Genomic DNA, 26,306 nt, shown 5'->3' on the forward strand with positions numbered 1-26,306 from the left:
TCAGTTGCTACGGATGGAGCGGCGTCGGGTAACCAAAAGGCTGACGGTGAACCAGCCACTGGCGACCAGGATGATAGTTGCCCCGGTGGCGGTGTTGGCCCAATCTTGTGCGGAAATGATCAGCCCGGTAATTGCCGATGACAGGCTGACGATCAGAGACCACCAGAACATGCTTCCAGCGGAACGGGCCAGATTTCTGGCAGTGGCGGCAGGCACTACCAGCAGGGCAGTCACCAGCAGCACCCCAACGGCCCAGACCGCAAAGATGACCACTAAGGAGAGGAGCGCTGCGAAGCAGTATTGATAAATGGCGACCCGCACCTTGTGCACTTGCGCCAGCAGCGGGTTGAAGCCGATGTAGAGCATATGGTTGTAGCCCCAGGCTTGAAAGAGCATGATAATGATGAAGAGCGCAATGAGTGAGGTTATCGTTTCGTCGCCAATGGTCAAAATGTCTCCGTAGAGAAAACGTTGCAGGTCACGGGCGACATTGCGATCCCGGCTGACCACAGCAAGACCAAAGGCGACCACAGCTGAGAAGAAGACGCCGATCACGGTATCGGAAGAGAGGTTGGATTTTCTTTGAACCATCATGATGGTGATTCCAACCATCACTCCGAAGATCAGCATGCTCCAATGAGGGTTGATCGAGAAGATCAGGCCTAGGGCGACACCGGCAAAGGCAGAGTGGCTGATGGCGTCGGCGAAGAATGCCATCCGGAAGTTGACGACCTGTACGCCCATGGTTGCAGCCATGGGGGCAAGGAGGATCAGTCCGATCAGGGCCTGTTGCATGAATGTCGCTTCCAGGCATTGAAAGGGGAGGATGGTGGTAATGAGCTGGGAGAGGAGGCGCTGATCAGTCACGGCGACCCTCCGGAGTGCAGCAGGAGGCGGTACAGCCTGGCCCGGCCTCGGGCATGGCGTGGGTGGCGACAAGTCCCATGTGGAGACCGAAGGTGGCAGTAAGGGTTTCGCTGGTTAACACCTGTCGGGGCGGCCCTGCGGTGATGACGGTGTGATTGAGGCAGATCACATAGGATGAGTGATGAGTCACCGTGGCTAGGTCATGGCTGACAATGAGCTGGGTGAAGGTATGCTTGAGGCGCAGGGTATCTAACAGTTCGCAAAAAATCTGTTCTCCTCGGAAATCTACGCCAGCCGCAGGTTCATCAAGGATCAGCAGATCGGGATCTTGCTGAAGGGCCAGGGCAAGCAGGACACGCTGAACTTCACCCCCGGATAGGGCCCCGAGTTGCCGGTCTGCTAGGCCTTCGGCTTGAACAGTGAGGAGTAGATCGCGGGCGCGATCGGTATGCTTTTGTCGTCTGCCGAGCCAGAGGGGAATACGTTGTTGGCCCATGGTCATGAAATCCATTACTGTCATGGGGATGCCGCGATCAAAGAGAAGGCGTTGCGGAACGTAGCCGATACGTGGCGGAGTCATGGGTTGGTCTGTAGTGATGGTAATAGCGCCGGTGTAGGGCAGTTGTCCCAGTAGCGCCAAGAGCAGGGTTGTCTTTCCTGAACCGTTGGGGCCGACGATGGCGGTGCAGCTGCCTCGGGGGATGGTTGCGCTTACCTTGTCGAGGATTGGTACGCCGCCAAGGGTGACGGTAACTTCGGAAAAGGTAACAGCAATGGGGGGGGGCGCCATTAGCTGCATGTTATCGTGCACCGAGTGTCGAGGAGAGTGTGTCCATATTATCGCGCATTACCTTTTCATAATAATCGAGGTCTGCGTCGTCTGGGCCAGTTGCTACCGGGTCGAGAGTGGCTGATGCGATGCCGATTTCTTTGGCAATCGTTTGAATTACCCTGGAGGGATATTGGGGTTCAGCGAAGATTGCCTTTGCCTGTGAGGCTTTGGCAGTTTTGATCAGGGCGATCATTTCGGATGCCGATGGTTCTTGACCTGGGTCTGATTCTATTACGGCCACGACGTCGAGCCCCATGTCCCGGGCTAGATAATCGAAGACGCTATGTTGGGTTATTATTTTTTTTGAGGAGAGTGTTGAGGCAAGGGTGGTGAATTCTTGGGCAAGGGCATTCATTTTTTCCGCATACGTTTCACTGTTGCGGAGGTAGATTTCTTTGCCGTCCGGGTCAATCCTGCTGAGTTCACGGGCGATAGATATGGCAATCTTTGCTGCCTGGCGAGGACTGGCGAAGAGGTGAGGGTTGGGCGCATTGTGGCCATGGTCATGGTCATCGTGGGATGATTTCTTGTCCTCCGAAGCAAGGATGACAGAGGCTCCCTGTGATGAGTCGATTACGGTGATTTCCGGGTTTGCTTGACGTAATGGGAGCCCCAGGAACTGTTCGAGCCCGAGGCCGTTAATGATAAAGATATCGGCAGCCGCCAGGAGATGCATATCTTTTGGAGTCAACACATAATCATGAGGGCAGCCGAGGTGGGCCGGCAGCATCAGGGCGGCAGATGAGCCCTCTCGTCCTTGGATGATATTGCGGGTAATTTGGTAAACCGGGAAAGTTGAACAGAGGATGCGTAGAGATGGCGCTTGGGCTCGGGCGGGGGAGGTGAGACCTGTTGCCATCAGGATAACAAAAATAATCAGGTTTTTTTTGATGATCTCATATGATGTTTTCATGGATATTTATTGTCAGGTTTGGAAGTCGAGCTTTGTAGAGTTCAACCCGGGCTGGGGGGAAATTTGCCCATACTCTTGTTGATGATGCGTGTTGCATGAAAGGTGTTAGCGGGCTGGGACGATGGGTGATTTGGTAAGTATATTGGATGAGAGTGCCATGGTCTTTTAGCATAACTCGTAACTCCTTGCCAAGGGCTGCAACGGTGGCGCTTGGCAAGGAAAGGAGGGGCAGGCTTGAGACGACAGTGGCTACTTTCCTGTTGTATCGGTTACAAAGTTTACAGAAATTAACGGCGTTGCCATGGATAACCACCACACCTTTGAATCGATTTTTTAAATGGCGGGCCATTCGCTTGTCCTTTTCAACCACGACGAGTTGAGAGGGTAAGACACCTCGGCGCAGTAACGCGGCAGTCACAGCGCCGGTTCCGGCGCCTAGCTCGACGATTAATCCATCGCAAGGGAGTTTGACTTGCTCAGCAATGGCCTTCGCCAGTTTGTGTGAACTTGGGCAAGCAGCTCCGACAGCGCGTGGATTGGATAGGATGGCTCTGGCAAACAAGAAGGGCGGCAGGGAAAAGAATTTTTTTCCAGTCGCAACAAAGGCGCCGGTGCTCAGGCGCTGCCATCCCCTGGCGGGGGCGAACGATAGTGGTTGCATAAGTGAGGTGTTAAGTATTCCGAGTAAAGGAGCGAAAGGTTGTGAAGTGTTGATGAGTGAAGGTGGTTCGATGTGTGGTGAGAGTCGGTTGGTTCTGGCGAAATTTTTATTATGTTGCAGCAAGTCCGAGTTACCGTGTTCAGGAGCACTATTGTTCAATCGAGGCAGCATCTCTTATTGATTTTCAATACCATCATATTCGTTTAAGTGCAAGGTGAAGGATGATGGCGTTGCAAAAAGTCCGATCTACTGCGTTGCGTGGCATTTTTGTTCGTTCGGCATACCATATGTATTGCCTTACTCACAAAAACACCCCGCTCCTTGTATGTCGGCCCTTTTGCTTAGCCATCCCGTGACTTTTTGCGAGTTCATCAAGGATGGCAGCAGGGTAAAGATTTAATGACCTTGGGACTTCCCGGTTAACACTCTTAATCATGAAATCGATACAGGCGGACAGTTCGAGATAGGCATCCCTCGACGTCAAAGGAGGTAGCGGCGGATTGAGAGTGAATTTCAGTTAATTCTTCTTTGGGGAGGAATGGTCTGCCGCTATCGGCGATAATCACATCGCAGCCATGATCGCGCGCTTTTTTGAGCGCAGCGCGCAGTCGCCGGGAAAATTCTTTCTGGTAAAAAAGATCGGCAACCAGAATCACATCGAAAGAGCCAGGGGCGTAGCACTCTGTCGCATCCTTACACATAAGGTCAATTGCTACATTGTTAATGGCCGCGTTGTATTTGGCGACATCTATTGCCGGTTGGTCCATGTCGCATCCCACTGAGCGTGCAGCCTGGTTCATGGCTGCCGCTATCGCCACCACACCTCCCCCGCATCCGCAATCAAGCACGGTTTTTCCCTTTACGAGAGAAGGGTTGTTCATGATGTATTGGGACAGCGCTTGAGCTGCCGGCCAGACAATCGCCCAGTAGGGGACGTCGCAGATTGCCTGGCACTCAGACTCCCAGGCGTGCCAAAGCGCGAAGACGTTTGAGGCTTGGTGCGCGCGAATTTTCGAACAGCCTGCTACTGATGATATGGGGGCATATTCTTGAAGCAGTTTGTGGAATGGGGTCATTGCGCTTGATGTTTTTGTACGGGGAATTTCCCCTTATTTAGTAATTTATCCTTGCACGGAAAACCTGATCCAAGGGGAAAAGTGGTAGTCTGTGACGGATGCATTGTGGGCTATTTGGCCAGAGTGATGGTGAAATAACCCGTTTTTACTGAAATAACCACGGTGTTTACTCTGGTGAACGTGGGGTGGTTTGTTAGTAAGCAAGGACAACATTATGTTGGTGTCGAGTCTTGATGGGGCAGGAACCTACCATGAAACCGTATAAATTTAATTAGTCTCGAATGTTAATGTGGCACTATTTTTGCAAAAAGTGAGATGAATGACCATTCATAATGGAAACGGTTTTTTTAAAACGTGAAAGTATAAAAAGGACTTTTTATGAAAAAAAGCATCATGTTTTTTGACTTTGTCCTGATATCTCGAATTGCCATGGCCTCTGTAGTGGATGCGCCGCACAACGAAATCTCGTGTTCGACTTGTCACAGTTATTCACTCTGGTGGCAATACTCCCCCGCCAGCCAAAATCCTGGCCCTAATGACCATGCTTCAATTGTTGAATCCGTTTGCATGGATTGTCATGATGGTAGCAGAGATATCCCCGCAGTTACGACCCATTCATCGACAGTAATAAATTCCACCGTCCATGGGGTGTGGGGAGTAGGGTGTACATCGTGCCATAATCCTCATTATCAGGATCAGCTAGATTGGGTTGGCAGCGCCACGGAGCCTTATCTGGTTACTGGAACAATTTTGGGACTCACCTATGATAGTATTCTTAATCAGTCTACCATAGCCTATGGGGGGGCAACTGAAAATCAGCATTGGCCGCAAGTAGGGGTTTTGTCCACTGATCCAGATTGGGCGAATAAGAGTGTGGTTAATCCTGATCGGGGCTTAATATTGGTCCACGACAGACAAAAGGCTTTGAGCACCTTTTCGATCATCTCCGCCACTCCCGTCGAAGTCGTTATCAAAGGGGAACTCGACCCGAATGCCGTTAATCCCGATTATGTAAATCCACAAACTCAAATTCGTAACACTACCACCTGTAACACCTTTGGTCTCATTTATGGTCAATTCATTAAAAAGACCATTGCCGGTAAGGATGTTAAATTCTTCGATCCAGCTGGCGGATTTGTGGGAGATGGGACCAGCGCTACCGGCATCTGCCAGGTATGTCATACCGATACCACTCATTTTACCAATTCCGGTGTGTTGCCTACAGGTTCAGATAGTCATAAAGGACGCGAGAGAGGTAATTGTATTACCTGCCATAAGCATAATGAAGGTTTTAAAGGCAATGGCCATGATAATACGAGTTTCGTTTGGGCTGGTAATTGCCGAACCTGTCATGACCCTGACAATGCGATCCAGAATATTGCCACGGAAATTCATAGCAGGTCTTGTGGGCTTTGTCATGTTGAGCCAGGTGGCGGTGGCCCGCAAAAAGACGGTGAGGCATTAAATGGTGTAGATGGCAGCGCCTTAGGAGCTACTAATGCATCAAGCTGTGTCGATTGTCATCTCAACGCACTGTCTTTGACCGCAGACGTTATTCATCATCAGTCCGCCCATGGGTATGCTGATGCGGGCAACTGTACTTTTTGTCATCAAGATACACTTGCGATCCATGATCATCGTGTTGTTGTTCCCAGATGTGCTGACTGCCATGAAACAGGGGCCCAGGCAGAGATTGATATGTTGCACTCACAGTGTAACACCTGTCACCAATACAGCGGCACAAAGCTTACTCTAAGTGTCGTCGCTAATGCTATTGCCACCGGGAAAGGCGCAAGTGGTATTGATATTAATTGTCTTGCCTGCCACATTGGCAGCAATTTTGATACTCAGCAGTTGGTTGGTATAATTCATCATAAGACCACTTCGGCGCAGAATAACGAATGTGAATCGTGTCATACGGCGGTGAACCATAGCCCTATGGTGGCGACCACTCCGGCCTGTACGGCAACCTGTCATGCCGGCACGGCAGGGATGGGGATCGGTGTGCCGGTGTCGTTAACTGATGGCGCTATCCATGATTCCTGCCGCACCTGTCATATCTTTGGCGGCGCTTTTCGCGGCAGGCTGGTTAACTTTACCAATCAAAAGGGGGTCAATGGCACCGGCACATTGCCTGAGGCCGGCACCGTTGGCGGGACGGACGGCGGTGGTTCATGTGCGGTTTGTCATACGGCATCAGCAGATCTAGGACTTTTGCACCACACCAGTTTCTCTTTTACCACAGAGGCTGCCTGCTCATCCTGCCATTCAGGTTTAGATACCGTGGTGAATGTTCATGGTAATAAGTGTTCCCTCTGTCATGTCGATCCGGACAGTGGCAACATGACCCGCAGAACTGGTGTCGATGGTGACGCCCGCAATGCTGATACGGTGACGACAGCTTCCTGTACGGTCTGTCATGAACCAACGACTTTCCCGACCGGTGGCATTCATCATGACACTGTTACTGCGGCGAATAACGACTGTGCCACAACCTGCCACGTGGCGGTGGATCACAGCATTACCGTGGCCGCCAGCACGGATTGCGTTTCTTGTCACAAGAACACGGCGGGGACGGCAACGGGTCTTGCGGTATCACTGACAGATGCTGCGATCCACGACGCCTGCCGGACCTGCCACGCCTTTGATGCCCAGAAACGGGGTATTCTTAAGGGATTCACTAACAGCAAGGGAGTTGTCGGTACAGGGACCCTGCCGGATGGCGGCGGTTTTTGTGAGAGTTGTCATACGATTGAGCCGATATCGGCCTATCATCACACTGTTGCCCGCACGGCGGTTGGTCAATGTGAAACCTGCCATGTTGATCCACGACCGGAGTGGGGGCCCAATAAGCCTGGTGACAATGTCAATGGTGTAATAAATACGGGAGTGTCATTGCCCCGGCCTACTCAGATGGCGTGCAAGAAATGTCATGTCAAATTTGAGGGTGGGAACATGATAGTAACCAGATTCGAACGGCCTAACTCTGATTATTCCACATATCGTAATAATTGGAATAAAACGACAGCACACACTATTCCCATGACTGCCGGCGGCACTATGGGTGCAGGAACTAGGATTAATAATTACGGGATCTGCTTAAGTTGTCATGATGGCGTCAAGGCCACTCAGGTCGGCCTGTGGCACGCTCATCCCAGTCGGTTTGGTGGCTCGTCCTGGACCTTTTCTGCTGAGGGTTTTGGCAAGACGAATCACCGAGGCAGTGGTAGTGCTGCTATGACTGTTAATGAAGGTGGGCCAGGTGATACAGCCCATTATATTCCTGGTCGTTCGAAGCATCTGGCAACCGATATCGCGCCTCAATCGGGGATTGCGGGATTCAATATTTTTACCCCAAACTATGGCGGTTTTCCTGGATATATCAATACCAACTATAGAAGCAATGCCCCCGGCATGGATTACGATGCCTTTCAATATCCAGCCTGGGATACGCCAACCTTTGTCAGGATTTCAGTCCCTGAGACAGCGAAGTTGGGTGTGCCCCCGAGTGTAACCTTAAACAACACAACCCGGTCAGTACCGGTATTTGCAAGCCTCACCCCGGTAGCCAGCCTACCGTCGGTGACCAACAGCGTCAAGGTCAAAAGTGCCATTTACGATAGCACAACATCCACGTTGACGGTTGTGGCAAGCACCAGCAGTGTCTGTGCGAATTTGAGAACGGTGTATGACAGCGGTGAGACAATAATGACCGGCAGTCCGACGAATTGTATCGCAACTATTGCTAATCCGAATTACCCGGCTAACGGGACTACTGTTGATGTGACGATCAAGAATGTCCTAGGGCTCGATGTTATTGGGTATCGGATTACTGCCCCCAATCCGGGCGTCTTAGCCTTCAGTTCTGCCAGCTACTCGGTTGCCGAGACCGGTACGGTTGCCATCGTAGTTTCACGGATGGGTGGTTCAACGGGTAGCGTGAGTGTGGACTACGCAACCTCAAATGGTTCGGCAACTGCAGGCACTGGTACAGGCGCTGACTATACAGCCGCTACCGGTACTTTGACTTTTGATAACGGCGTCACCGAAAAGACCATTCTTATCACCATCAGACCTGATTCAACACCCGAGTATCATGAGACAGTGAACCTGACGCTCAGCAACTCCACTAATGGCGCGATATTGGGGAGACCCGACACCGCCGTGTTGACAATAGTTGATGATGACTTTGTAGCAGGCACAGTTGCTCTGGCGGCTGCCTCTTATACTGTAAACGAGACAGCAGGGACAGTGGCAATTACTGTCAATCGAACGGGAAGTGCAGTAGGGGTGGTGAGTGTAGACTATTCAACTAACTCATTCGGAAGCACTGCCAAGGCCGGAAGTAATTACACTCCCACAGCAGGTACCCTGACCTGGGCGAATGGGGAGTCGGGAAGCCGAACCTTTTTCATCCCCATATTGGTGGATCCGATAGTAATCAAAAATACTAAACTCAATCTTTATATTCACAATCCGACCGGCGGTGTCAACTTAGGTGCTCAGATTACTGCGGTAGTAAATATCATTACCCCGGCCGTGGCGGTTGTTAACGATTGGCCCGCCACGCCGCAGCTTAAGGGTACGACCGGCAACCCTCTGGGGAGTCCGAACAACAACTTTATCATTGGCGCAGGATCTAATCGGCTGCTGCTGGTGGCTGTTTCATGTCTATCCAACAACATCAGCGATTTTGGACAGAATTTCAGCGCTACCTATGGGGGAAGATTGTTAACTCAAGCTGCACGACAAAATTCGATTAACCGTCAGACCTGGATTGGTTATCTTAAAGAAGCCGATATTGTTCTTCGCTCGGATAATGTGGTGAATGTGACCGTCGATGGAGTTCATACCGAGGTTGTCGCATTTATCGCCAGTTACCAAAATGTCAATCAGGCGAATCCTGTTGCCACCAGTGGGGGGAACTCCTGGCCTATCTTAAATTATGACGGGGGATATCGGACGGCGGTCAACACGACTCCGCTTCAGGTTGGTCCCGGGGGGTACGCTATCTATAACTGGTCCAGTGTTTTGTTGACCCGGATAAGTGATAGCGAGAATTACACGGAGAATGCTGATTATCTTCATTCTAGCGGAATAGCATCGAAGCCATTCCCTTCGGCAGCAAACACCAATCCAACTGTGAGTTGGTCTTACTATGCAACCGGTGGTGGCACTGATCGCAGTGGGTCCAGTTCTGGGATTACTCTCAACTCCTATGCCGGAACTGTCGCATTCGCTATGTCCACTTCGACGTACAGCGTTAAAGAAAATGTTGGGGAGGCGACAATCACAGTGCAACGTCTGGGGAGTGCATCCGGTGCGGTAAGCGTCCACTATGCGGCCTCGTCCGGCATCTATTGGACCCTCGCGGGTATCGATTTTACCCCGGTCTCCGGAGACTTGAGCTGGGGTGACGGCGAGATGACCCCCAAGACCTTCACTGTCCCCATTATGGATAATCAGCTGGCTAATTACGATAAGCTGGTAAACGTGACGCTTACCGACCCCACCGGAGCGATCCTTGGTGTACCTAACACGGCAGTGTTGACCATTGTTAATGATGAGTCGACCATCGCTTTCACTGCTTCAACATACAGTGTCAATGAAAATGGCGGCGAGGTGGTTATCACTGCCTCGCGAGCCAACAGTGCGACCGAGGCGGTGAGCGTGAACTACGCTACGATTGCAGGCGGAACTGCGATACCCGGCACGGAGTATCTCCCGGTAAGCGGTACCCTGAATTGGGCGCCAGGTGATGTGGCAAACAAGACTTTTTCAATAGTGATCAACGATAATACGGAATATCAGGGTGATAAGACAATTTATCTGGCCTTGACCAATCCCACCGGCGGAGCGCTCCTTGGAACCAGTAACATGGCGGTATTGACCATAGCTGAGGATGAATCCGGAGTGTGCTTCAGCGCTGGGACATACACTATTAAAGAGGATGGCGGAGCAGCGACCATCACAGTCAATCGTCATGGGACCTCGACCGGGCCAGTCAGTGTGGATTATTTGGCGACGGGAGATACGGCTGCGGCAGGAATTGATTTCGGTCCTGTCTCGGGTGCGCTGTCGTGGGCAGCGGGGGACCTGTCTGCCAAGAACTTTATCGTTCCTATTGTTGATGACACTGAGCCTGAAGACAATAAGAGTGTAACCTTGACCCTCAGCAATCCAACAGGTGGAGCGTTCTTCTGTTCTTCTGCTTCGTCGGTGTTGAACATTATCGATAATGATCACCCCGGGACTATCGCTTTGACCTCTTCTGCCTATTCGATCGATGAGGATAGTCTCACTGGCTGGGTGTATATCACTGCCCAACGGACTGGTGGATCTGATGGGGCAGTAACTGTCAATTATGAGAGTTCCAGCAGCACGGCGGTTGACTATGAAATAAACTGGTATGATACTTACTGGGATTATCATCTTCATCCGAGTTCAGGCACCATCTCTTGGGCTGACGGAGACATGGCGGACAAGAAGTTACTGGTTGAAGTTAATCGTGATAGTCAATGGGAAGGGAACGAAACCGTGAATATATCCCTTACCTCACTTACTGGCCTTGCGACTTTGGGTAGCCCAAATTCGACGGTGCTGACCATTGTTGATGGTGATGATTTTCCGGGCAACTTAGCTTTGGCAGCCATGACTTATTCGGTTGGTGAGGATGCCGGGACAGCGGTCGTCACAGTGACTCGTGCGAATGGTTACAACGGGGCAGTGAGAGTTCACTATGCGACGAGCGGCGGTACGGCAATTGCCAACACCGATTACAGTCATGTCGCCGGCAATTTGAATTGGGCGGACGGCGATACCTCTGCTAAATCTATTACTATACCTATTCTTAATAATTCAGTGCAATCAGCTGATAGAACAGTGGGTATCGTGCTTTCGTCACCCACTGGTGGCGCTACTCTTGATGGAAGTCTGAAGACAGCGGTGCTCACTATTGTTGATGATGAAGCAAAAGCCGGTACCATTGCCCTGACAGCGGCAACGTATAGCGTTAATGAGAACATCGGGACAGTGGCTATTACTGCCGTTCGTTCTGGTGGTTCGACTGGTTCGGTTAGTGTAAGTTGTGCGACGAACGGCGGCACGGCGACGGCTGGTAGTGATTTCATTGCCGCTTCTGGCAACTTGGTTTGGGCGAATGGTCAAACCGGAAGCCAGACTTTTTCGATCACTATCTTAGAGGACGAAGAGGTTGAGGGAAATGAAACGGTTATCTTCAGCCTCAGTAATCCTACAGGCGGCGCGGCTTTAGGAGGTGCCACAGATGGGGTGCTGACTATCGAGGCGCCAGGTGTTGCTGTATTGGACGGTTGGCCCGCTGTGCCGCAGATCTCTGGCTCAAGCTCTACTGTGAACGGGGATTTCAGTATCAGCGCCGGTTCAAATCGTCTTCTGTTGGTTGCTATTTCATGCATAAATCAAGATGTTCAAACCTTTAGTGTTACCTATGGCGGCAAGCCGTTGACTCAGGCAACCATGCAACTATCATCCTCGGCAACATGGCTTGGTTATCTGACAGAGGATGAGATTTCCTCAAGAAACGGCGATGTTGTGCAAGTTTCTGTTGATGGCAGATATCAGACCCTGGCAGCTTCTATGGCAAGCTACAGCAATGTTGACCAGACTAATCCGATTGCGGCTGCTGGCGGTACATTACGCCCTCGCTACGCATGGTTGTCCTATTATAGTAAGCCATGGGCTATTACCCCGTTTCCCCTGGGTGTTGGTACTGGCGGCTATGGGATCTATACTTGGACTGACACAGCTAACTCTTCGTTTGCATCAACGAGAATTAGTGATAACGAGAATTATACGGAAAATATGAATTTTGCATTACCTGGAATTAAGGGAGGTGTTGCCTCTAAAGCATTTTCTGAACTGGCAACAACAAAACCAGCTATTACTTGGGATGCCCCCCCTTATGCGACTCATTCAATTATTACCCTGAATAAGTTTACGGAGACTGAGGGAGTCTCCAGCCCTCTACCATCGTTGCTGACCCTCAGAGCCTCAAGCTATCGCGTCGTTGAGAATGCCGGGAGCATTACGGTTACAGTTTCGCGTGCCGGCAGTAGCCAGGGGGCGGTGTCAGTGGATTATGCCACTTTGGACAATGGTACAGCCACATCAGGCCTTGATTATGTTACCACCTCCGGCACGTTGCACTGGGATGATGGAGACATGTCTGACAAGGCCTTTAGTGTGAGTGTCGTTGATAACACTCTGTATAATCTTGATAAAACCCTATCTCTCTTGCTTTCCTCACCTGCGGGTCATCTTGCGACCTTGGGTAACTCAAGTACAGCGCTGTTGACTATTGTTGATGATGAGCTAGAGCCCGCAACCATCATAGCCTTTCCGAGTGCATCGTATAGTGTTAACGAGAATGCTGGTACAGCAACTATTACTGTTTCTCGAACTGGAGGGGCGAGTAAGTCAGTGTCAGTAAATTATGCTACGAGTGGTGGGGATGCCCAGGTAGGCACGCAATACACTGCCACCTCTGGCACACTGGTTTGGGGGATTGGTGATATGACTGACAAGACATTTACAGTAAGTATCATCGACAATCTCGCGTATTCATCACTCAACAGGCGAGTATGGATTCAGCTTACCAATCCAGCAGGCGGTGCAATTATAGGGACCCAATATTGGACCTGGTTGACTATCGTTGAAGACGAGGTGCCGGCTCTTATCGCTTTGGACTCTTCGACCTATTCTGTTAATGAGAATGGTGGGGTAGCAACTATTACGGCCAAAAGAACCGGAAACAGCACTGGTCCGGTAGGGGTGTATTATGAGGCTAATGGCGGATCGGCAGTTCTATTTTCAGATTATGGACTCACTATGGGGTGGTTAAACTGGGCCGATGGAGACATGGCTGACAAGACCTTTGTTATTCCTATTGTGGACAATAACGTGCATTCCGTTAACAAAACCGTGAATGCCATCCTGTATTTTGCCACCGGTATTGCAGCTATTGGTACCCCGGCATCAGCGACAGTAACCATTGTCAATGATGATCTCTATCTGGATGACGACGAAGATCTTGTTCAGAATGCAGTTGATCTGTGCCCCAATACCCCGGTCGGACAGGCTGTTGATGCTGATGGTTGTGCCCTGTTGCAACTGGATTCCGATCACGATGGTGTTGTCGATCCCCTTGATCTCTGTCCCGGGACTCCTGCAGGGCAGCCTGTTGCGGCAGATGGCTGTGCCGATACTGACCAGGATACCGTGGCAGATACTCAGGATCTCTGCCCCAATACCCCGGCAGGGCAGGCTGTAAATAGCAACGGCTGTGCACTTTCGCAACTCGATACCGATAACGACACTGTTAACGATGACCTGGATCTTTGTTCGGCTACCCCGACCGGTCAGAGCGTCGATGTCAATGGCTGTGCGCTGTCGCAGTTGGATACCGATCATGACGGGGTTTCCGATGCACTGGATCAGTGCCCTTTTACCGCCTCTGGTGCAACTGTCGATGCCTCTGGGTGTTCAGTTGATCAGCAGTCCTATCAGTTCCCGGATAGTGGCCAGACCACTTCGTATACAAATACCTTTGGCGAGGATCATGATTATCCGCTTAACCCATTATCCTATGTGGTGGAAGGTGCTACAGTGGTTGATCAGAATACTGGTCTGATTTGGCAACAGCAAGATGACAATACCAAACGGAACTGGGATGCTGCCATCAGTTATTGCAGTGATCTGACTCTTGGAAATCAATCCGACTGGCGATTGCCGAGCCGACAGGAATTGATCACAATTTTGGATATGGGGCGACAGCAACCAGCCATCAATCCAACTTTTACCAGCACCAAATCGGATAGATATTGGACAGGTGTCTCAGGTGCTCTGTCGTCTACAAGCGCCTGGACGGTGTCTTTTACTAATTTAGTTAATCCTCTGTTCCCGCTGCAAAAGACAGGCGCCAATTATGTGCGATGCGTTCGTGGAGGTCGGTGAGGGTTGCGGAAATTGAATAGTATCAAAGTTTATCATGAGGAGAAGTGATGATTAAGATTCGTAATTTTCTGGCAGTTATTGGCGTGTTGTTGGCGATACCAGCCTGGGCAGTGAATTATACCGACAATGGCAACGGTACGGTAACCGATACCCGCACTAAACTTGTCTGGCAGCAGACGGACGATGGTGTGCAAAGGACCTGGGAAGGGGCTATCGCGTATTGCGAAGGATTGTCTCTGGGTGGGGCGATAGACTGGCGCCTCCCTAATTATAAGGCGTTGCTCTCTCTTGTTGATGATAGTCGGTCCAATCCAGCTATTGACCCGATTTTCGGAAATAACAATTCTCCCTTCTTTTATTGGACATCGACCACAATTCCGGGACAAACACCCCCCAATGGTCTGGCAGCTGCAGTTTTTTTTGAGCAAGGCACAGGAGCACAGGATAATAAGGTTAATCCGTATTCCCTTGCTCGATGTGTAAGGGGAGGCAATTAGCCTCGGAGCTTAATCTGACGGCAGCAGGTTTTTATTTGAGACGGAGTGTATATTGTACAGGGGGCAAAGACTCTGTCATGGTTGCAGCGTATTGAATGTGACAGGTTGAAGAGAATGGTTAACTTTCTTCTTTCCAAACTAATCATTTAATTGTATATGATACACTCTTAAAATGTAGTGCGTCTCGAATGGACATTTTCAATCCTTCCTGAGCGTACTGCATGGACGCTGTGGAGAGGTGTCCGAGTGGCCGAAGGAGCACGCTTGGAAAGCGTGTGTACGGCAACGTACCGAGGGTTCGAATCCCTCCCTCTCCGCCACCATCATATAGATTGTTTTTTTTGATAGCCGGGTCCCGCGCAATAAAGGCTCACGAACCCCGCCAGGTCCGGGAGGAAGCAACGGTAGTGAATACCTTTATGTGCCGCGGGGGTGCCTGGCTATCTTTTTTTTGTCCTCTCGGGTGTGCGAATGCTTTGCCGATCAAGTAAAAAAAACGGTAACCACTTTTCGTAGTCCATGTCATATCGCGTTCTTGCCAGAAAATGGCGTCCTCAAACATTTTGTGACATCGTCGGTCAAGAACCGATTGTCCGCACCCTTCAAAACGCTCTTCGCCGTAACCGTGTCGCCCATGCTCTGATCTTCAGCGGCGTTCGTGGAGTTGGCAAGACCACCATCGCTCGGATCATGGCTAAGGCCATAAATTGTCATAATCCGGCTGAAGCCCCATGCGACAAATGTTCCTCCTGTCTGGCAATCATTAAGGGCAATGCCCTTGATCTTCATGAGATTGACGGCGCGTCCAACCGCGGTATTCAGGAGATCCGCGACCTGAAAGAAAATATCCGCTTCATGCCTGCCCAGGAACGGTTCAAAGTTATCATCATTGATGAAGTTCATATGTTGACAACCGAGGCCTTCAACGCTCTCCTCAAGACCCTCGAAGAACCGCCCGAGCATGTGTTTTTCATGTTTGCCACTACAGAAATCCATAAGGTTCCGGTCACTATCCTTTCTCGGTGCCAGCGGTATGAGTTGAAGCGGGTGCCGTTTAAGGCCTTGTTTGATTTTTTTGCCTCAATTGCCAGTCGGGAAGGGGTGACAATTACTTCGCCAGCACTGGATATAATCGCCACCGAGGCCGATGGCAGTGTTCGTGATGGCTTAAGTTTGTTGGATCAGATCTTTGCCTTCGGTGGAGATACTGTAACGGAAGATGATCTGCGGTTAGTCTTGGGCTTGGTGGATCGTCGGGTATTTGCAACGCTTGCCTCGGCACTTCTTGGTGGGGACTTGGCAGGCTCCTTGTCTTTGCTCAATGAGACCTACAGTCAGGGGATGGATCTGAAACGTTTCGCTCAGGGACTGCTCTTTTTTTGCCGTTCTCTCCTCATCGCTAAAACCAGCAAAGAGCCATCTGTCATCCTTGATATTTCCGAACAGGAGATGGCATTGGTTAAGGAAATTTCCGGCAGGCATTCCATTGAAACTTTAAGCAACTTGTTTAGTTTGGTATTGAAAGGGATGGAGGAGATGCAGTATGCTGCTCATCCCAGGATGATCATCGAGATGCTTTTCGTAAAAGTCGTGCAGGCCGGAGCGATTGTGCCTGTTTCAACCATTCTCACGCGGCTTGATGCACTGCTTGACGGGCATCCGGCGCCGATTTTTCCATCTTCTCTTCCGGAAGGAGATATGTTGGCGCCTGCCTCTACGATTGATAGGGGGGTAGCGGGTGTAGGGTCTGTGAGCAAGCCTGTACCAGGAATCATCCATGTAAGCGCCTCGGTTGTTGTTCCTGCAGAGCCAGCGGCAAAGGCGTCAGACTCTTCTTTGTCTGCTGTGGTGACGGCGGAGGAGGAGACGACGGACGATGAAGAGGTGGAGGACGAGAGTCATTCCCTTGTAGACAGCACACATGTTTCATGCCAAGCTGTGCGCAATGTGGAGCGCGATTGGGATGCTTTTCTTGGTCATGTTCGAGAGCGTAAAAAGTGGATGGCCGTCACGCTCGGTCAGGCTGAGAAGGTGACGGAAGAGAATGGTACGCTCATTGTACGTTATGACGAATCTGCTGAATGTCACATGTTGCAGGATGCAGCCAATCGTAAGCTTCTCACTGAGTTTGCCCAGGATTTTTTCCAGAAGGAACTTGGTGTCAGGATTGAGGTGGCAGGAAAGACGACAGGTGGTGAGCTTGATCAACCCCAGGAAGACCGACGTGCTTTGTCCAACGATCCCAGGGTGCAAATTGCTGTGGAGATTTTTGGAGGCCAAGTGACGGGAATCAGGACCGGCCCCAGGAGTCGGTGAGATAATGGTGCTTTTTCGTAACTGCTCAGCTTGTCGGTTTACAGTTGACGGTTGACGGTTGACGGTGATTGGGTCCTGCCAATGGATGAGGACACACTGATATTGAGTATCATGCGATGATTTATGACTAATCATGATTCTTTTAACCGTAAACCGATAACTGATTACCGTTAACCTGTGTAATTACGCTTTTTCTTAGGCACTTTGTAGTGAGGGGGCATTGTGATTTTGAATACACGATCGGGAGGGTTGTATGGATATTAATCAAGTTATGCAACACGCGCAGCATTTCCAAAAACGGATGGCTGAAATTCAGGATGAATTGGCTGGGCAGAAGATCACCGTAACCGTCGGGGGTGGGATGGTGACAGTGACGGTCAATGGTAAGAGCGAGTTGTTATCAATCGCAATTGACCGCGAGGTAATTAATCCGGAAGAACAAACGTTACTTGAGGATCTCATTGTCGCTGGAGTCAATGATGCTATGCGGAAGGCACGCGAAGCGATGCAAAATGAAATGCGTCATTTGACCGGTGGTTTTAATATTCCTGGTATGTCGGGGATGTTTTCCTGATTGATATGTTCTGGCACGAAAGTGCCTATTTTCGTAGTTATTTAGGCATCGGTTTGCGGTTGACAGTTGACGGTTAGTGAGTAGAGAAGTGGTCGTTTACTCACTGATATCACACATTATTCAATGAGTCATGATTGACCATGAATCTTTTAATCGACAGGGAAGTGTATGGAGGTCGTACCAGCTGCTTTGGCTCGTCTAATTCATGATTTTGAACGTTTGCCCGGGGTAGGTAAAAAAACCGCTACCCGGCTGGCTCTGCATATTCTGAGACGACCTGAGGCCGAGGCTCATGGTTTTGCAAGTGATCTCGCTGAGTTACATGCAGCTATTCGCCTCTGCGAGAGCTGCTTTGCTTTTTCTGAGCATAATCCATGTATGATCTGTAGCGATGAGAGCAGAGACAGGCAGATGATTTGTGTGGTTGAAGGTCCAGGGGACCTCATCGCTATTGAGAAAACAGGGGCGTTTCAGGGGTTGTATCATATCTTGCATGGAGTGCTGTCTCCCATGGACGGGATTGGTCCATCAGAGATCAAAGTTGATGCCTTACTTGATCGGGTCAAGGCTGGCGGAGTATGTGAAGTGCTGCTGGCTACCAGTTCCACTGTGCCAGGAGAGGCGACTGCTTCCTATCTTGCCGAGCGTCTCAAAAACATGGTTGGTGTCTCTCGTTTGGCCTGCGGAATTCCCTTAGGAATGGACATTAAATATGCCGATGAACATACCCTGGCCCGCTCAATAGAATCACGGATGACAGCTAAATAAATGAGACAATATCCTTGACATGGGCCACAATTATTGGTATTCACGGACGGATAAACGCATTAAGCAGTTGTAGGAAAAATATAATGGTCATAGGCGCGTAGCTCAGTTGGTTAGAGCGCTTGCTCGACACGCAAGAGGTCAGCGGTTCGAATCCGCTCGTGCCTACCAGTTAATCATTAAGCTTCGTACTTTGTACGGAGCTTATTTGTTCATAAGGGTAGTTTTTGTTGGGGTGTTGTACACGATGAGCGAGATTTGTATTTCCAATCCGACTGGTGAGAGTAAGGATGTGCCGAATGGCAGCACCGTGGCGGAGGCGATTAAGTCTTTATATCCCAACAAGGTCAGAAAAAGTGCTGTTGCCGCCAGAGTCAACGGAAATCTTGTTGATCTGAGCAGCACACTCACTGAGAATGCCGTTGTCGAGGCCATTTCTGTTGAGAGTACTGAGGGGCTTGATGTCTTGAGGCATAGCGCTGCTCACATCATGGCTCAGGCAGTACTCGACCTGTATGGGCACAAAGTGCAAGTGACGATAGGTCCCTCGGTTGAAGATGGTTTTTACTATGATTTTGACAAGAAAGAGCCTTTCTCGACTGACGATTTTGAAAAAATAGAAGTACAGATGCAGTCCATCGTTGATGCTGACCGTCCTTTTGTTCGGACAGAGGTCAGTAAAGCTGAAGCGCTTGCGTTTTTTCAAGAGAAAGGACAGAAATATAAGCTGGAAATCATCCAGGAATTAGATGCTGAGAGAGTCAGTCTCTATCAGCAGGGTGATTTTGTCGATCTTTGTCGAGGGCCGCATCTGCCTAGTACCGGCTGGCTTAAAGCCTTTACTCTTATTAAGGTGGCAGGGGCGTATTGGCGTGGTGATGAGAAGAACGCCATGCTCCAGCGTTTGTACGGGACTGCTTTTGCTGACCCGAAGGCGCTGAAACTCTTTCTTTATAATCTTGAAGAAGCGAAAAAAAGGGATCACCGCAAACTTGGCAAAGAGCTTGAGCTTTTTACCATAAGTGATCAAGTCGGTCCTGGTTTGATCTTGTGGCAACCGAAGGGTGCACAACTCAGGAAATTGCTCGAGGATTACTGGAAGGACGAGCATTATCGTAATGATTATGAGTTACTTTTTACGCCTCAGATAGCACGGCGTGATCTGTGGAAGACCTCTGGCCATCTCGATTTTTATGTGGATGACATGTTTTCTCCCATGGTAGTTGACGATGTCAATTACCAGATCAAGCCGATGAACTGTCCATTTCACATCGCTATTTATCAGTCGAGAAAACGGAGTTATCGAGAGTTCCCGATTCGCTGGTGTGAACTGGGTACCGTATATCGTTATGAAAGGACTGGCGCCCTCCATGGCCTGATGCGTGTCCGTGGCTTTACTCAGGATGACGCTCATATCTTCTGTCTGCCTCAGCAGTTGGAAAAAGAGATATTCAATATTCTTGATTTGAATCTTCATATTCTGAAGACTTTCGGATTTTCAGACTATCAGATTTATCTGTCAACGCGTCCTGAAAAATACGTTGGTAGTGATGGAAATTGGGAGAAAGCGACAGATGCGCTGAAGCTTGCTCTGGAAAATAAAGGTCTTTCCTTTCAGGTTGATCCAGGGGAGGGAGTTTTTTATGGTCCTAAGATTGATATTAAGATTAGAGATGTCCTTGGCCGTTATTGGCAATGTTCAACAATTCAGGTAGATTTCAATCTCCCTGAACGATTTGGTATAACCTATACTGGTGAAGATGGCGCCGAGCATCAGCCTATTATGATTCATCGGGCATTGATGGGATCTCTTGAACGATTTTTCGGAGTACTGATTGAACATTACGCAGGGGTATTTCCGTTATGGCTCGCCCCTGTTCAAGCCAGGGTTATGAATATCTCCGATGCACAGGCTGAATACGCAGAAGGTGTATATCGTCAGATGAAGAAATCTGGCATTCGGATTGAAAAAGATTTTAGAAACGAAAAGCTAAACTATAAGATACGGCAGGCCCAATTGGTCAAGATACCGTATATGTTGATCATCGGAGATAAAGAAGTTGAGGAGCAAAAAGTGACGGTTCGTTTACGTGACGGTCAGAATTTGCCTGCTATGTCTGTCCCTGAGTTCATCGAGATGATCAGAGTGGAAAGCCAGATCCCTGTTAGTTCGGAGTGACAGTGAATGGTATTGTTCAAAAAAACCTAATGTATGAGGTGCGAATATTAAAGGTCGAACAAAGGCTGCTCCCAAGGGTGCAGAGGCAAGGGTCAGAATAAATAATCAGATTAATAACAAGGAAGTTCGAGTTATTTCTGAAACCGGAGAACAGCTTGGCATATTGTCCAACCTTGTAGCGTTGCGAACGGCACAAGAAGCAGGCCTTGACTTGGTTGAAGTATCAGCTAATGCAGAACCTCCTGTATGCCGGATAATGGATTATGGCAAGTTTCGGTATGAACAGAGTAAGAAACTTGCAGAGGCCAAAAAGAAGCAGACCGTTATCGAGGTAAAGGAAATTAAACTCAGGCCGAAAACTGAGAAACATGACCTTGATTTTAAGATAAAAAATATTCGTAAGTTTATTGAACAAAAAAATAAAGTAAAAATCACGGTTCGTTTCCGAGGTAGAGAGATTGTTTATGCAGAGACTCAAGGGAATGATACGTTAAAGAAAATCGCTGATGCCGTAATGGATATAGCGATTATAGTTCAAGAACCAAAAATGGAAGGCCGACAGATGGTCATGTATGTCGGGCCCAAATAATGTGAGGGAGATTTGTAATGCCAAAGATGAAAACAAATAGAGGCGCTGCCAAGAGATTTAAAATGAGTGCGTCTGGAAAAATAGTACGCAGTAAGGCCTTCTCCAGTCATATCTTGACCAAGAAGACCACCAAGCGGAAGCGTAATTTGCGTAAGAGCGCATTGGTCGATCCAACTAACGCACCAAACATCAAGAAATTACTTCCGTACTTATAAGTCGTTTTTTCATTCAGGGCAGATCGGTTGTATAATGTTTTTTAATTTTCTATCACTTGTGTAAAAGCTGTAATAGATTACGGATTGAATGATCACCTGAGCTAGTTATATATAATTTTTTATCGTGCATTACGAGCAAGGAGAATACGATGCCTAGAGTTAGCCGTGGTTTTAAGGCGCGTCGCCGAAGAAATAGAGTATTGAAAATGGCCAAAGGGTATGTTGGTGGTAGACATCGTCTGATCAGATCAGCCACCGAAGCCGTTGAACGCGCGCTGTGTTATGCTTATCGTGATCGTCGTCAAAAGAAACGAGATTTCCGTCGGTTATGGATAGCTCGTATTTCAGCAGCTGCCAAAATGAACGGACTTTCTTACAGCAAGCTGATTGGTGGTATGAAAAAGGCAAAGATTGAACTTGATCGTAAGGTTCTTTCCAATATGGCCATTCTCGATCCCAACGCCTTCACCCAAGTTATAAAGCTGGCTTCATAACTTGCCATCTCCGTTTCCTATGGAAGAAGAACTCCTCTGCCTAAAAAGCGAGGCGTTGGAAAGTATTGATGCTGTTCAAGCCTGTGATGGCTTGGAGTCCTGCCGAGTAAAGTATCTGGGCCGTAAAGGCCTTTTTACTTCAATTATGCGCAGCTTGAGTCAAGTATCAGAAGCTGACCGACCTCGATTTGGTAAGCTGGCCAATGAGATAAAACAGCAGATCGAGGCGGCTTTTTCTGAGAAACAGTCATCTTTCGACTCAGTATCAGGCGCCTCGAAAAGTAAAGCCATAATTTTAGATGATTTGACCTTGCCTGGCCGTGCTACCCCTTTTTGTAAGCATCATCCGGTAACACAGGTCATGTCAGATATCTGCGCTATTTTTGAGCGCCTTGGTTTTACTGTGGCGGAAGGGCCAGATATCGAACTCGATTTCTATAATTTTGAAGGACTTAATATCCCTGAGCATCATCCAGCTCGTGATATGCATGACACCTTCTACATCAGCTCCAATGTCCTGCTCAGAACGCACACTTCGCCGATGCAAGTGCGCACCATGGAAAAACAGTCGCCTCCGTTGAGGATGATCGCACCAGGCAAAGTCTATCGCTGTGATTCCGATATTACGCATACTCCCATGTTTCACCAGGTAGAAGGATTTCTGGTTGACCGAAATGTCTCATTTGCAGACTTGAAGGGAGTTCTGTCGACTTTTATCTCACAAGTTTTTTCACCGGATACGGCAATACGTTTTCGTCCAAGTTTTTTTCCATTTACTGAGCCAAGCGCGGAAGTTGATATTGCCTGTGTTATTTGTGCAGGGGCAGGGTGCCGTGTCTGTAAACAGACTGGGTGGTTAGAGATTCTTGGCGCTGGATTAATTGACCCAGAAGTTTTTGCTAAAGTTGGTTATGACCCTGAACAGTATAGCGGATTTGCCTTTGGTTTAGGGGTCGAACGGATTGCGATGCTCAAATATGGCATTACAGATATTCGGCTGTTTTATGAAAATGATATCCGTTTCTTGCGGCAGTTCTAAGCAGCTCTCAGTCTAAAATATATCCAATGAAATTTACCGTTAATTGGCTCAAGCAATACGTAGACTTTAGTTTCACCCCGACCGAACTTGCTCACCGGCTTACTATGCTGGGGCTTGAGGTTGATGCGGTAGAGGCACTCTATCAAAACATTGATCAGATTAAAGTCGCGCGGGTGCTCTCTGTCGCAAAGCATCCCAACGCCGATAAACTCACTCTTTGTGAGGTCATTGTAGGTGATGACCGAAAAAAGATTGTCTGTGGCGCCCCGAATGTCAAGGCTGGTATGCTTGTACCCGTTGCTTTGCCAGGGTGCACAATGCCTGCTGGGTTTGTGATCAAAACTTCCAAACTCCGAGGTGAGGTTTCTGAGGGAATGTTGTGTTCTGGTACAGAACTCGGCATTGCCATAGACAGCGCCGGGCTCATGGAATTGTCTGAAGAGTGTCGTTGTGGTGATAGGCTGGTTGATGCTTTGGGGTTGCTCGACACTATGATTGAGGTTGATATTACCCCTAATCGAGCCGATTGTACTAGTCTTATCGGGATAGCTCGTGAAGTGGCTGGTGTTACTGGCGCACAGTTGAAGATGCCGGTGAGTTCCGCTTTCCCCCTCGCGACCAATCACGAGGCTTTTGCTGTTGAAGTTTCTGCTCCAGAAGCTTGCCCTCGTTATGCAGCACGTCTGCTTAAGAATGTTACTGTTGGTCCTTCCCCATGGTGGTTAAAACGACTGTTGATGGCAGTAGGGCTTCGTCCAATCAATAATGTCGTTGATATTACCAATTTCGTGATGCTCGAATACGGGCAGCCACTTCATGCCTTTGATTTCTCCCTAGTCCATGGCCAAAAAATAATCGTTCGCAATGCTGTTGAAGGCGAGAGGATGACCACTCTTGATGGTGTCGACAGGTCACTTGATGCCGACATGCTGTTGATATGTGATGGACAAAGACCGGTTGCTATTGCAGGAGTCATGGGTGGGCAGAATTCGGAAGTATCAGCACAGACTACCGAAATTCTGCTTGAAAGCGCTTGCTTTGATGCGGTTGGTATTCGTCGCACCAGTAGAGCATTAGCGTTATCCACTGATGCATCATACCGCTTTGAGCGCGGTGTTGATCCCAGGGGAACAATTAATGCTCTTGAGCGGGCGGCACAGTTAATTGTAGAGTTGTGCGAGGCAGAACTCGTCCCAGGAGGAATTGACTGTGCCGCCAATTCTTTTGTGCCCAAGCAAATCATCTTGAGAACCAGCAGGACGTGCGCACAGCTCGGAATTAGCGTAGATCAATCGGAAATTTCTTCGTTACTTGCCCGGATTGGTATAGAATCCACAGTTGCAGGCCCTGATACGTTGCAGGTCATTGCACCTAGTTTCAGAGTCGATATTGAACGTGAAATCGACCTGATAGAAGAAATAGCTCGATTAAAGGGTTATAATGAAATTCCGTCAACCATGCCCGTTGTTCCCATGAGCATGTCAGTTCAGGACCCTGCGAGATCAATCAGGCAACGTCTTGCGACTGTAATGGTAGCCCTTGGGGCATATGAAGCAGTCAATTACAGCTTTACCTCGGAGCGGTATGGCGATCTTTTAGGATTGAGAGCAGATGATCCGCTACGGAATCAGGTAAAGTTGATCAATCCCCTGGCAGATGATCAAGGTGTAATGAGAACCATGTTGTTGCCCGGGTTGATGGAGAATCTTAAGCATAACTTGAATCGTCAGAATAGTGACATCGGCCTTTTTGAGATAGGTAAAGTATTTTGGCCAGTGTCTGGGCAGGAACAGCCTCATGAGGGCTTACGACTGACTGCAGTTTTTTCAGGAAGACCCGGTGTCGATTCGCCAGTTCTCCATTATGGCTCACGGTTGTTTGATGTTTATGATCTGAAGGGTATAGTTGAGATCATAATGAATCAACTCGGGTTGAGTAAAGTTCAGTGTGTTGCTTTTAATACGCCGCCTATATACGTTGATCAGGCGGTATCGCTCGCCATAGTGGTCGGGGATCTGCAAGTTGGAATTCTTGGGCAACTTAAGAGATCAACGTTGAAATCATTTGGCATTAAGCAGGATGTTTTCTTTTTTGATATTGACCTTGATCTAATTTTCGACCTTGAACCAGCACGGCCCTTGTTTAAGCCTCTATCCAAATTTCCTTCGGTTTCCTGGGATTTGGCTTGTGTTGTCAGAGAGGATGTTGGTGCGGGCAAAATAGCAGCATCGATCATGGACAATAACTTTCCACTTGTCCGTCGAGTCGAGATATTTGATGTGTATCGAGGGAAGCCTATTGCTGAAGGGATGAAAAGTGTCGCTTTGTCAATTACTTATCATTCTGAAGAGCAGACGCTTGATGATGGAGCTGTTGGTAAGGTTCACAATGCCATCATGGAATTTATTCGTACTCGATTTGATGGCCAATTACGGGAGTTATGAGATGAGTGCTGATAACGTTACACGCAGGCATTTATCTAATGCCATTTATGATCAGGTTGGATTCTCCAAGCAGATTTCTGGAGATATAGTTGATGCTTTCTTCGATCAAATCAAGGAGGCGTTGCTTTCAGAGGAGAATGTCAAGCTGGTTCAGTTTGGATCCTTTAAGTTGAGAAAGAAAACTTCAAGAATAGGCAGAAATCCTAAAACTGGCGAGACTATAGAAATTACTAGTCGAAGTATGGTATCATTTAAGCCAAGCAAATCGTTGAGAGACAGGATTAACAGGAGTATTTGATTCTTCAGACAATAGGGCATCAGCGTGGGGCGTAACAACACTGAGACCATTGAGATTCCAGATAAGGTATATTTCAAAATTGGTGAGGTTTGTCGACTGACAGGCGTCAAGCCGCATACATTACGCTATTGGGAGTCTGAATTCACCACAATAAAACCACAGCGTGTCGGCTCCAAGCAACGGATGTATCGACGTGTTGATGTCGAGAATATCTTACTCCTCAAAAAAATGCTCCATGAAGATGGAATGACCTTAGCAGGTGCCAGAAAGTCCTTGGCGAGAAAACCAAAAGATGATATTAAGGGTACTTTGCCTGTGTCTGTGTTCACTATGGTTCATGAAGTCAAAAGGCAATTGTTAGCGATTAGAGATTTGATATCTTAGTAATTGGGTCGGGATGTAGCGCAGTCTGGTAGCGCACTTGAATGGGGTTCAAGGGGCCGGAAGTTCGAATCTTCTCATCCCGACCAGTGTTGACAAGGGGTTAGCTCTAATTGAGTTAACCCCTTTTTTGTATGTTTGCCCGCCTGAGGCACCTGCAATAAAAACAAAAC

General features: G+C 48.8%; 18 protein-coding genes, 3 tRNA genes and 1 other RNA gene. 17 read left to right on the plus strand and 5 right to left on the minus strand.

Features of this window, described 5'->3' with window-relative positions; all coding sequences use genetic code 11:
* From FP815_12165 to FP815_12185, 5 genes are all read right to left on the minus strand, one after another.
* Positions 1 to 795, minus strand: coding sequence for a metal ABC transporter permease (locus tag FP815_12165; protein MBA3015685.1), 795 nt, complete (start codon positions 793 to 795; stop codon positions 1 to 3).
* Positions 796 to 859: 64 nt separating this feature from the next.
* Entirely contained in the window at positions 860 to 1,657 is a 798-nt protein-coding gene (locus tag FP815_12170; GenBank protein MBA3015686.1) for a metal ABC transporter ATP-binding protein, read from the minus strand.
* Between the two features lie 10 nt (positions 1,658 to 1,667).
* Positions 1,668 to 2,612 carry a zinc ABC transporter substrate-binding protein gene (locus tag FP815_12175; protein ID MBA3015687.1) on the minus strand — a complete coding sequence of 315 codons (945 nt, stop codon included), beginning with the start codon at positions 2,610 to 2,612 and terminating at the stop codon, positions 1,668 to 1,670.
* On the minus strand, positions 2,596 to 3,444 hold the full coding sequence (locus FP815_12180; GenBank protein ID MBA3015688.1) for a hypothetical protein: 849 nt from the start codon (positions 3,442 to 3,444) through the stop codon (positions 2,596 to 2,598). Before FP815_12180 ends, FP815_12175 begins: the two co-directional genes overlap by 17 nt.
* Positions 3,445 to 3,701: 257 nt before the next feature.
* Entirely contained in the window at positions 3,702 to 4,349 is a 648-nt protein-coding gene (locus tag FP815_12185) for a methyltransferase (protein MBA3015689.1), read from the minus strand.
* Positions 4,350 to 4,727: 378 nt separating this feature from the next.
* On the opposite strand from FP815_12185, the gene FP815_12190 reads away from it, so the two are divergent.
* The 17 genes from FP815_12190 (at position 4,728) to FP815_12270 (ending at position 26,222) form a co-directional block, all read left to right on the plus strand.
* Complete coding sequence (locus FP815_12190; GenBank protein MBA3015690.1) at positions 4,728 to 14,342, plus strand: DUF1566 domain-containing protein; 9,615 nt, start codon at positions 4,728 to 4,730, stop codon at positions 14,340 to 14,342.
* A 47-nt stretch (positions 14,343 to 14,389) separates the two neighbouring features.
* Positions 14,390 to 14,839: a DUF1566 domain-containing protein gene (locus FP815_12195; GenBank protein MBA3015691.1), complete on the plus strand. Its 450-nt coding sequence runs from the start codon at positions 14,390 to 14,392 to the stop codon at positions 14,837 to 14,839.
* A 232-nt stretch (positions 14,840 to 15,071) separates the two neighbouring features.
* A tRNA-Ser gene (locus FP815_12200) sits at positions 15,072 to 15,159 on the plus strand.
* Positions 15,160 to 15,185: 26 nt separating this feature from the next.
* An RNA gene (ffs, locus tag FP815_12205) (signal recognition particle sRNA small type) lies at positions 15,186 to 15,284 on the plus strand.
* A gap of 74 nt (positions 15,285 to 15,358) precedes the next feature.
* The gene (dnaX, locus tag FP815_12210) at positions 15,359 to 17,155 is read left to right on the plus strand and encodes a DNA polymerase III subunit gamma/tau (protein MBA3015692.1); all 1,797 of its coding nucleotides are present in this window, start codon (positions 15,359 to 15,361) and stop codon (positions 17,153 to 17,155) included.
* Between the two features lie 253 nt (positions 17,156 to 17,408).
* Positions 17,409 to 17,729, plus strand: coding sequence for a YbaB/EbfC family nucleoid-associated protein (locus FP815_12215; protein ID MBA3015693.1), 321 nt, complete (start codon positions 17,409 to 17,411; stop codon positions 17,727 to 17,729).
* Positions 17,730 to 17,897: 168 nt separating this feature from the next.
* Positions 17,898 to 18,497 carry a recombination protein RecR gene (gene recR / locus FP815_12220; protein MBA3015694.1) on the plus strand — a complete coding sequence of 200 codons (600 nt, stop codon included), beginning with the start codon at positions 17,898 to 17,900 and terminating at the stop codon, positions 18,495 to 18,497.
* Positions 18,498 to 18,588: 91 nt separating this feature from the next.
* Positions 18,589 to 18,665 (plus strand) — tRNA-Val (locus FP815_12225).
* A 76-nt stretch (positions 18,666 to 18,741) separates the two neighbouring features.
* Entirely contained in the window at positions 18,742 to 20,673 is a 1,932-nt protein-coding gene (gene thrS / locus FP815_12230; protein ID MBA3015695.1) for a threonine--tRNA ligase, read from the plus strand.
* A 46-nt stretch (positions 20,674 to 20,719) separates the two neighbouring features.
* Complete coding sequence (locus FP815_12235) at positions 20,720 to 21,262, plus strand: translation initiation factor IF-3 (GenBank protein ID MBA3015696.1); 543 nt, start codon at positions 20,720 to 20,722, stop codon at positions 21,260 to 21,262.
* Between the two features lie 17 nt (positions 21,263 to 21,279).
* Positions 21,280 to 21,477, plus strand: a complete 198-nt coding sequence (rpmI, locus tag FP815_12240; GenBank protein ID MBA3015697.1) for a 50S ribosomal protein L35 — start codon at positions 21,280 to 21,282, stop codon at positions 21,475 to 21,477.
* A 149-nt stretch (positions 21,478 to 21,626) separates the two neighbouring features.
* Positions 21,627 to 21,971, plus strand: a complete 345-nt coding sequence (rplT, locus tag FP815_12245; protein MBA3015698.1) for a 50S ribosomal protein L20 — start codon at positions 21,627 to 21,629, stop codon at positions 21,969 to 21,971.
* 19 nt (positions 21,972 to 21,990) lie between these two features.
* Positions 21,991 to 23,010 carry a phenylalanine--tRNA ligase subunit alpha gene (gene pheS / locus FP815_12250; GenBank protein MBA3015699.1) on the plus strand — a complete coding sequence of 340 codons (1,020 nt, stop codon included), beginning with the start codon at positions 21,991 to 21,993 and terminating at the stop codon, positions 23,008 to 23,010.
* Between the two features lie 26 nt (positions 23,011 to 23,036).
* Positions 23,037 to 25,454, plus strand: coding sequence for a phenylalanine--tRNA ligase subunit beta (locus FP815_12255; protein MBA3015700.1), 2,418 nt, complete (start codon positions 23,037 to 23,039; stop codon positions 25,452 to 25,454).
* Between the two features lies 1 nt (position 25,455).
* Complete coding sequence (locus tag FP815_12260) at positions 25,456 to 25,752, plus strand: integration host factor subunit alpha (protein MBA3015701.1); 297 nt, start codon at positions 25,456 to 25,458, stop codon at positions 25,750 to 25,752.
* A gap of 24 nt (positions 25,753 to 25,776) precedes the next feature.
* Positions 25,777 to 26,136 (plus strand): MerR family transcriptional regulator, encoded by a 360-nt coding sequence (locus FP815_12265; GenBank protein ID MBA3015702.1) that lies wholly within the window; start codon positions 25,777 to 25,779, stop codon positions 26,134 to 26,136.
* A 9-nt stretch (positions 26,137 to 26,145) separates the two neighbouring features.
* A tRNA-Pro gene (locus tag FP815_12270) sits at positions 26,146 to 26,222 on the plus strand.
* Positions 26,223 to 26,306 lie beyond the last annotated feature (84 nt).

The sequence above is a fragment of the Desulfobulbaceae bacterium genome (genome assembly GCA_013792005.1).
Classification (GTDB): domain Bacteria; phylum Desulfobacterota; class Desulfobulbia; order Desulfobulbales; family VMSU01; genus VMSU01.

Bases quoted from the DNA above. Each gene is read 5' to 3' on its own strand.
- pheS (MBA3015699.1), top strand. From the start codon at position 21,991: ATGGAAGAAGAACTCCTCTGCCTAAAAAGCGAGGCGTTGGAAAGTATT.
- FP815_12195 (MBA3015691.1), top strand. From the start codon at position 14,390: ATGATTAAGATTCGTAATTTTCTGGCAGTTATTGGCGTGTTGTTGGCG.
- FP815_12255 (MBA3015700.1), top strand. From the start codon at position 23,037: ATGAAATTTACCGTTAATTGGCTCAAGCAATACGTAGACTTTAGTTTC.
- FP815_12175 (MBA3015687.1), bottom strand. From the start codon at position 2,612: ATGAAAACATCATATGAGATCATCAAAAAAAACCTGATTATTTTTGTT.
- rpmI (MBA3015697.1), top strand. From the start codon at position 21,280: ATGCCAAAGATGAAAACAAATAGAGGCGCTGCCAAGAGATTTAAAATG.
- FP815_12190 (MBA3015690.1), top strand. From the start codon at position 4,728: ATGAAAAAAAGCATCATGTTTTTTGACTTTGTCCTGATATCTCGAATT.
- FP815_12170 (MBA3015686.1), bottom strand. From the start codon at position 1,657: ATGGCGCCCCCCCCCATTGCTGTTACCTTTTCCGAAGTTACCGTCACC.
- dnaX (MBA3015692.1), top strand. From the start codon at position 15,359: ATGTCATATCGCGTTCTTGCCAGAAAATGGCGTCCTCAAACATTTTGT.
- thrS (MBA3015695.1), top strand. From the start codon at position 18,742: ATGAGCGAGATTTGTATTTCCAATCCGACTGGTGAGAGTAAGGATGTG.
- rplT (MBA3015698.1), top strand. From the start codon at position 21,627: ATGCCTAGAGTTAGCCGTGGTTTTAAGGCGCGTCGCCGAAGAAATAGA.
- FP815_12180 (MBA3015688.1), bottom strand. From the start codon at position 3,444: ATGCTGCCTCGATTGAACAATAGTGCTCCTGAACACGGTAACTCGGAC.
- FP815_12185 (MBA3015689.1), bottom strand. From the start codon at position 4,349: ATGACCCCATTCCACAAACTGCTTCAAGAATATGCCCCCATATCATCA.
- FP815_12165 (MBA3015685.1), bottom strand. From the start codon at position 795: ATGCAACAGGCCCTGATCGGACTGATCCTCCTTGCCCCCATGGCTGCA.
- recR (MBA3015694.1), top strand. From the start codon at position 17,898: ATGGAGGTCGTACCAGCTGCTTTGGCTCGTCTAATTCATGATTTTGAA.
- FP815_12260 (MBA3015701.1), top strand. From the start codon at position 25,456: ATGAGTGCTGATAACGTTACACGCAGGCATTTATCTAATGCCATTTAT.
- FP815_12215 (MBA3015693.1), top strand. From the start codon at position 17,409: ATGGATATTAATCAAGTTATGCAACACGCGCAGCATTTCCAAAAACGG.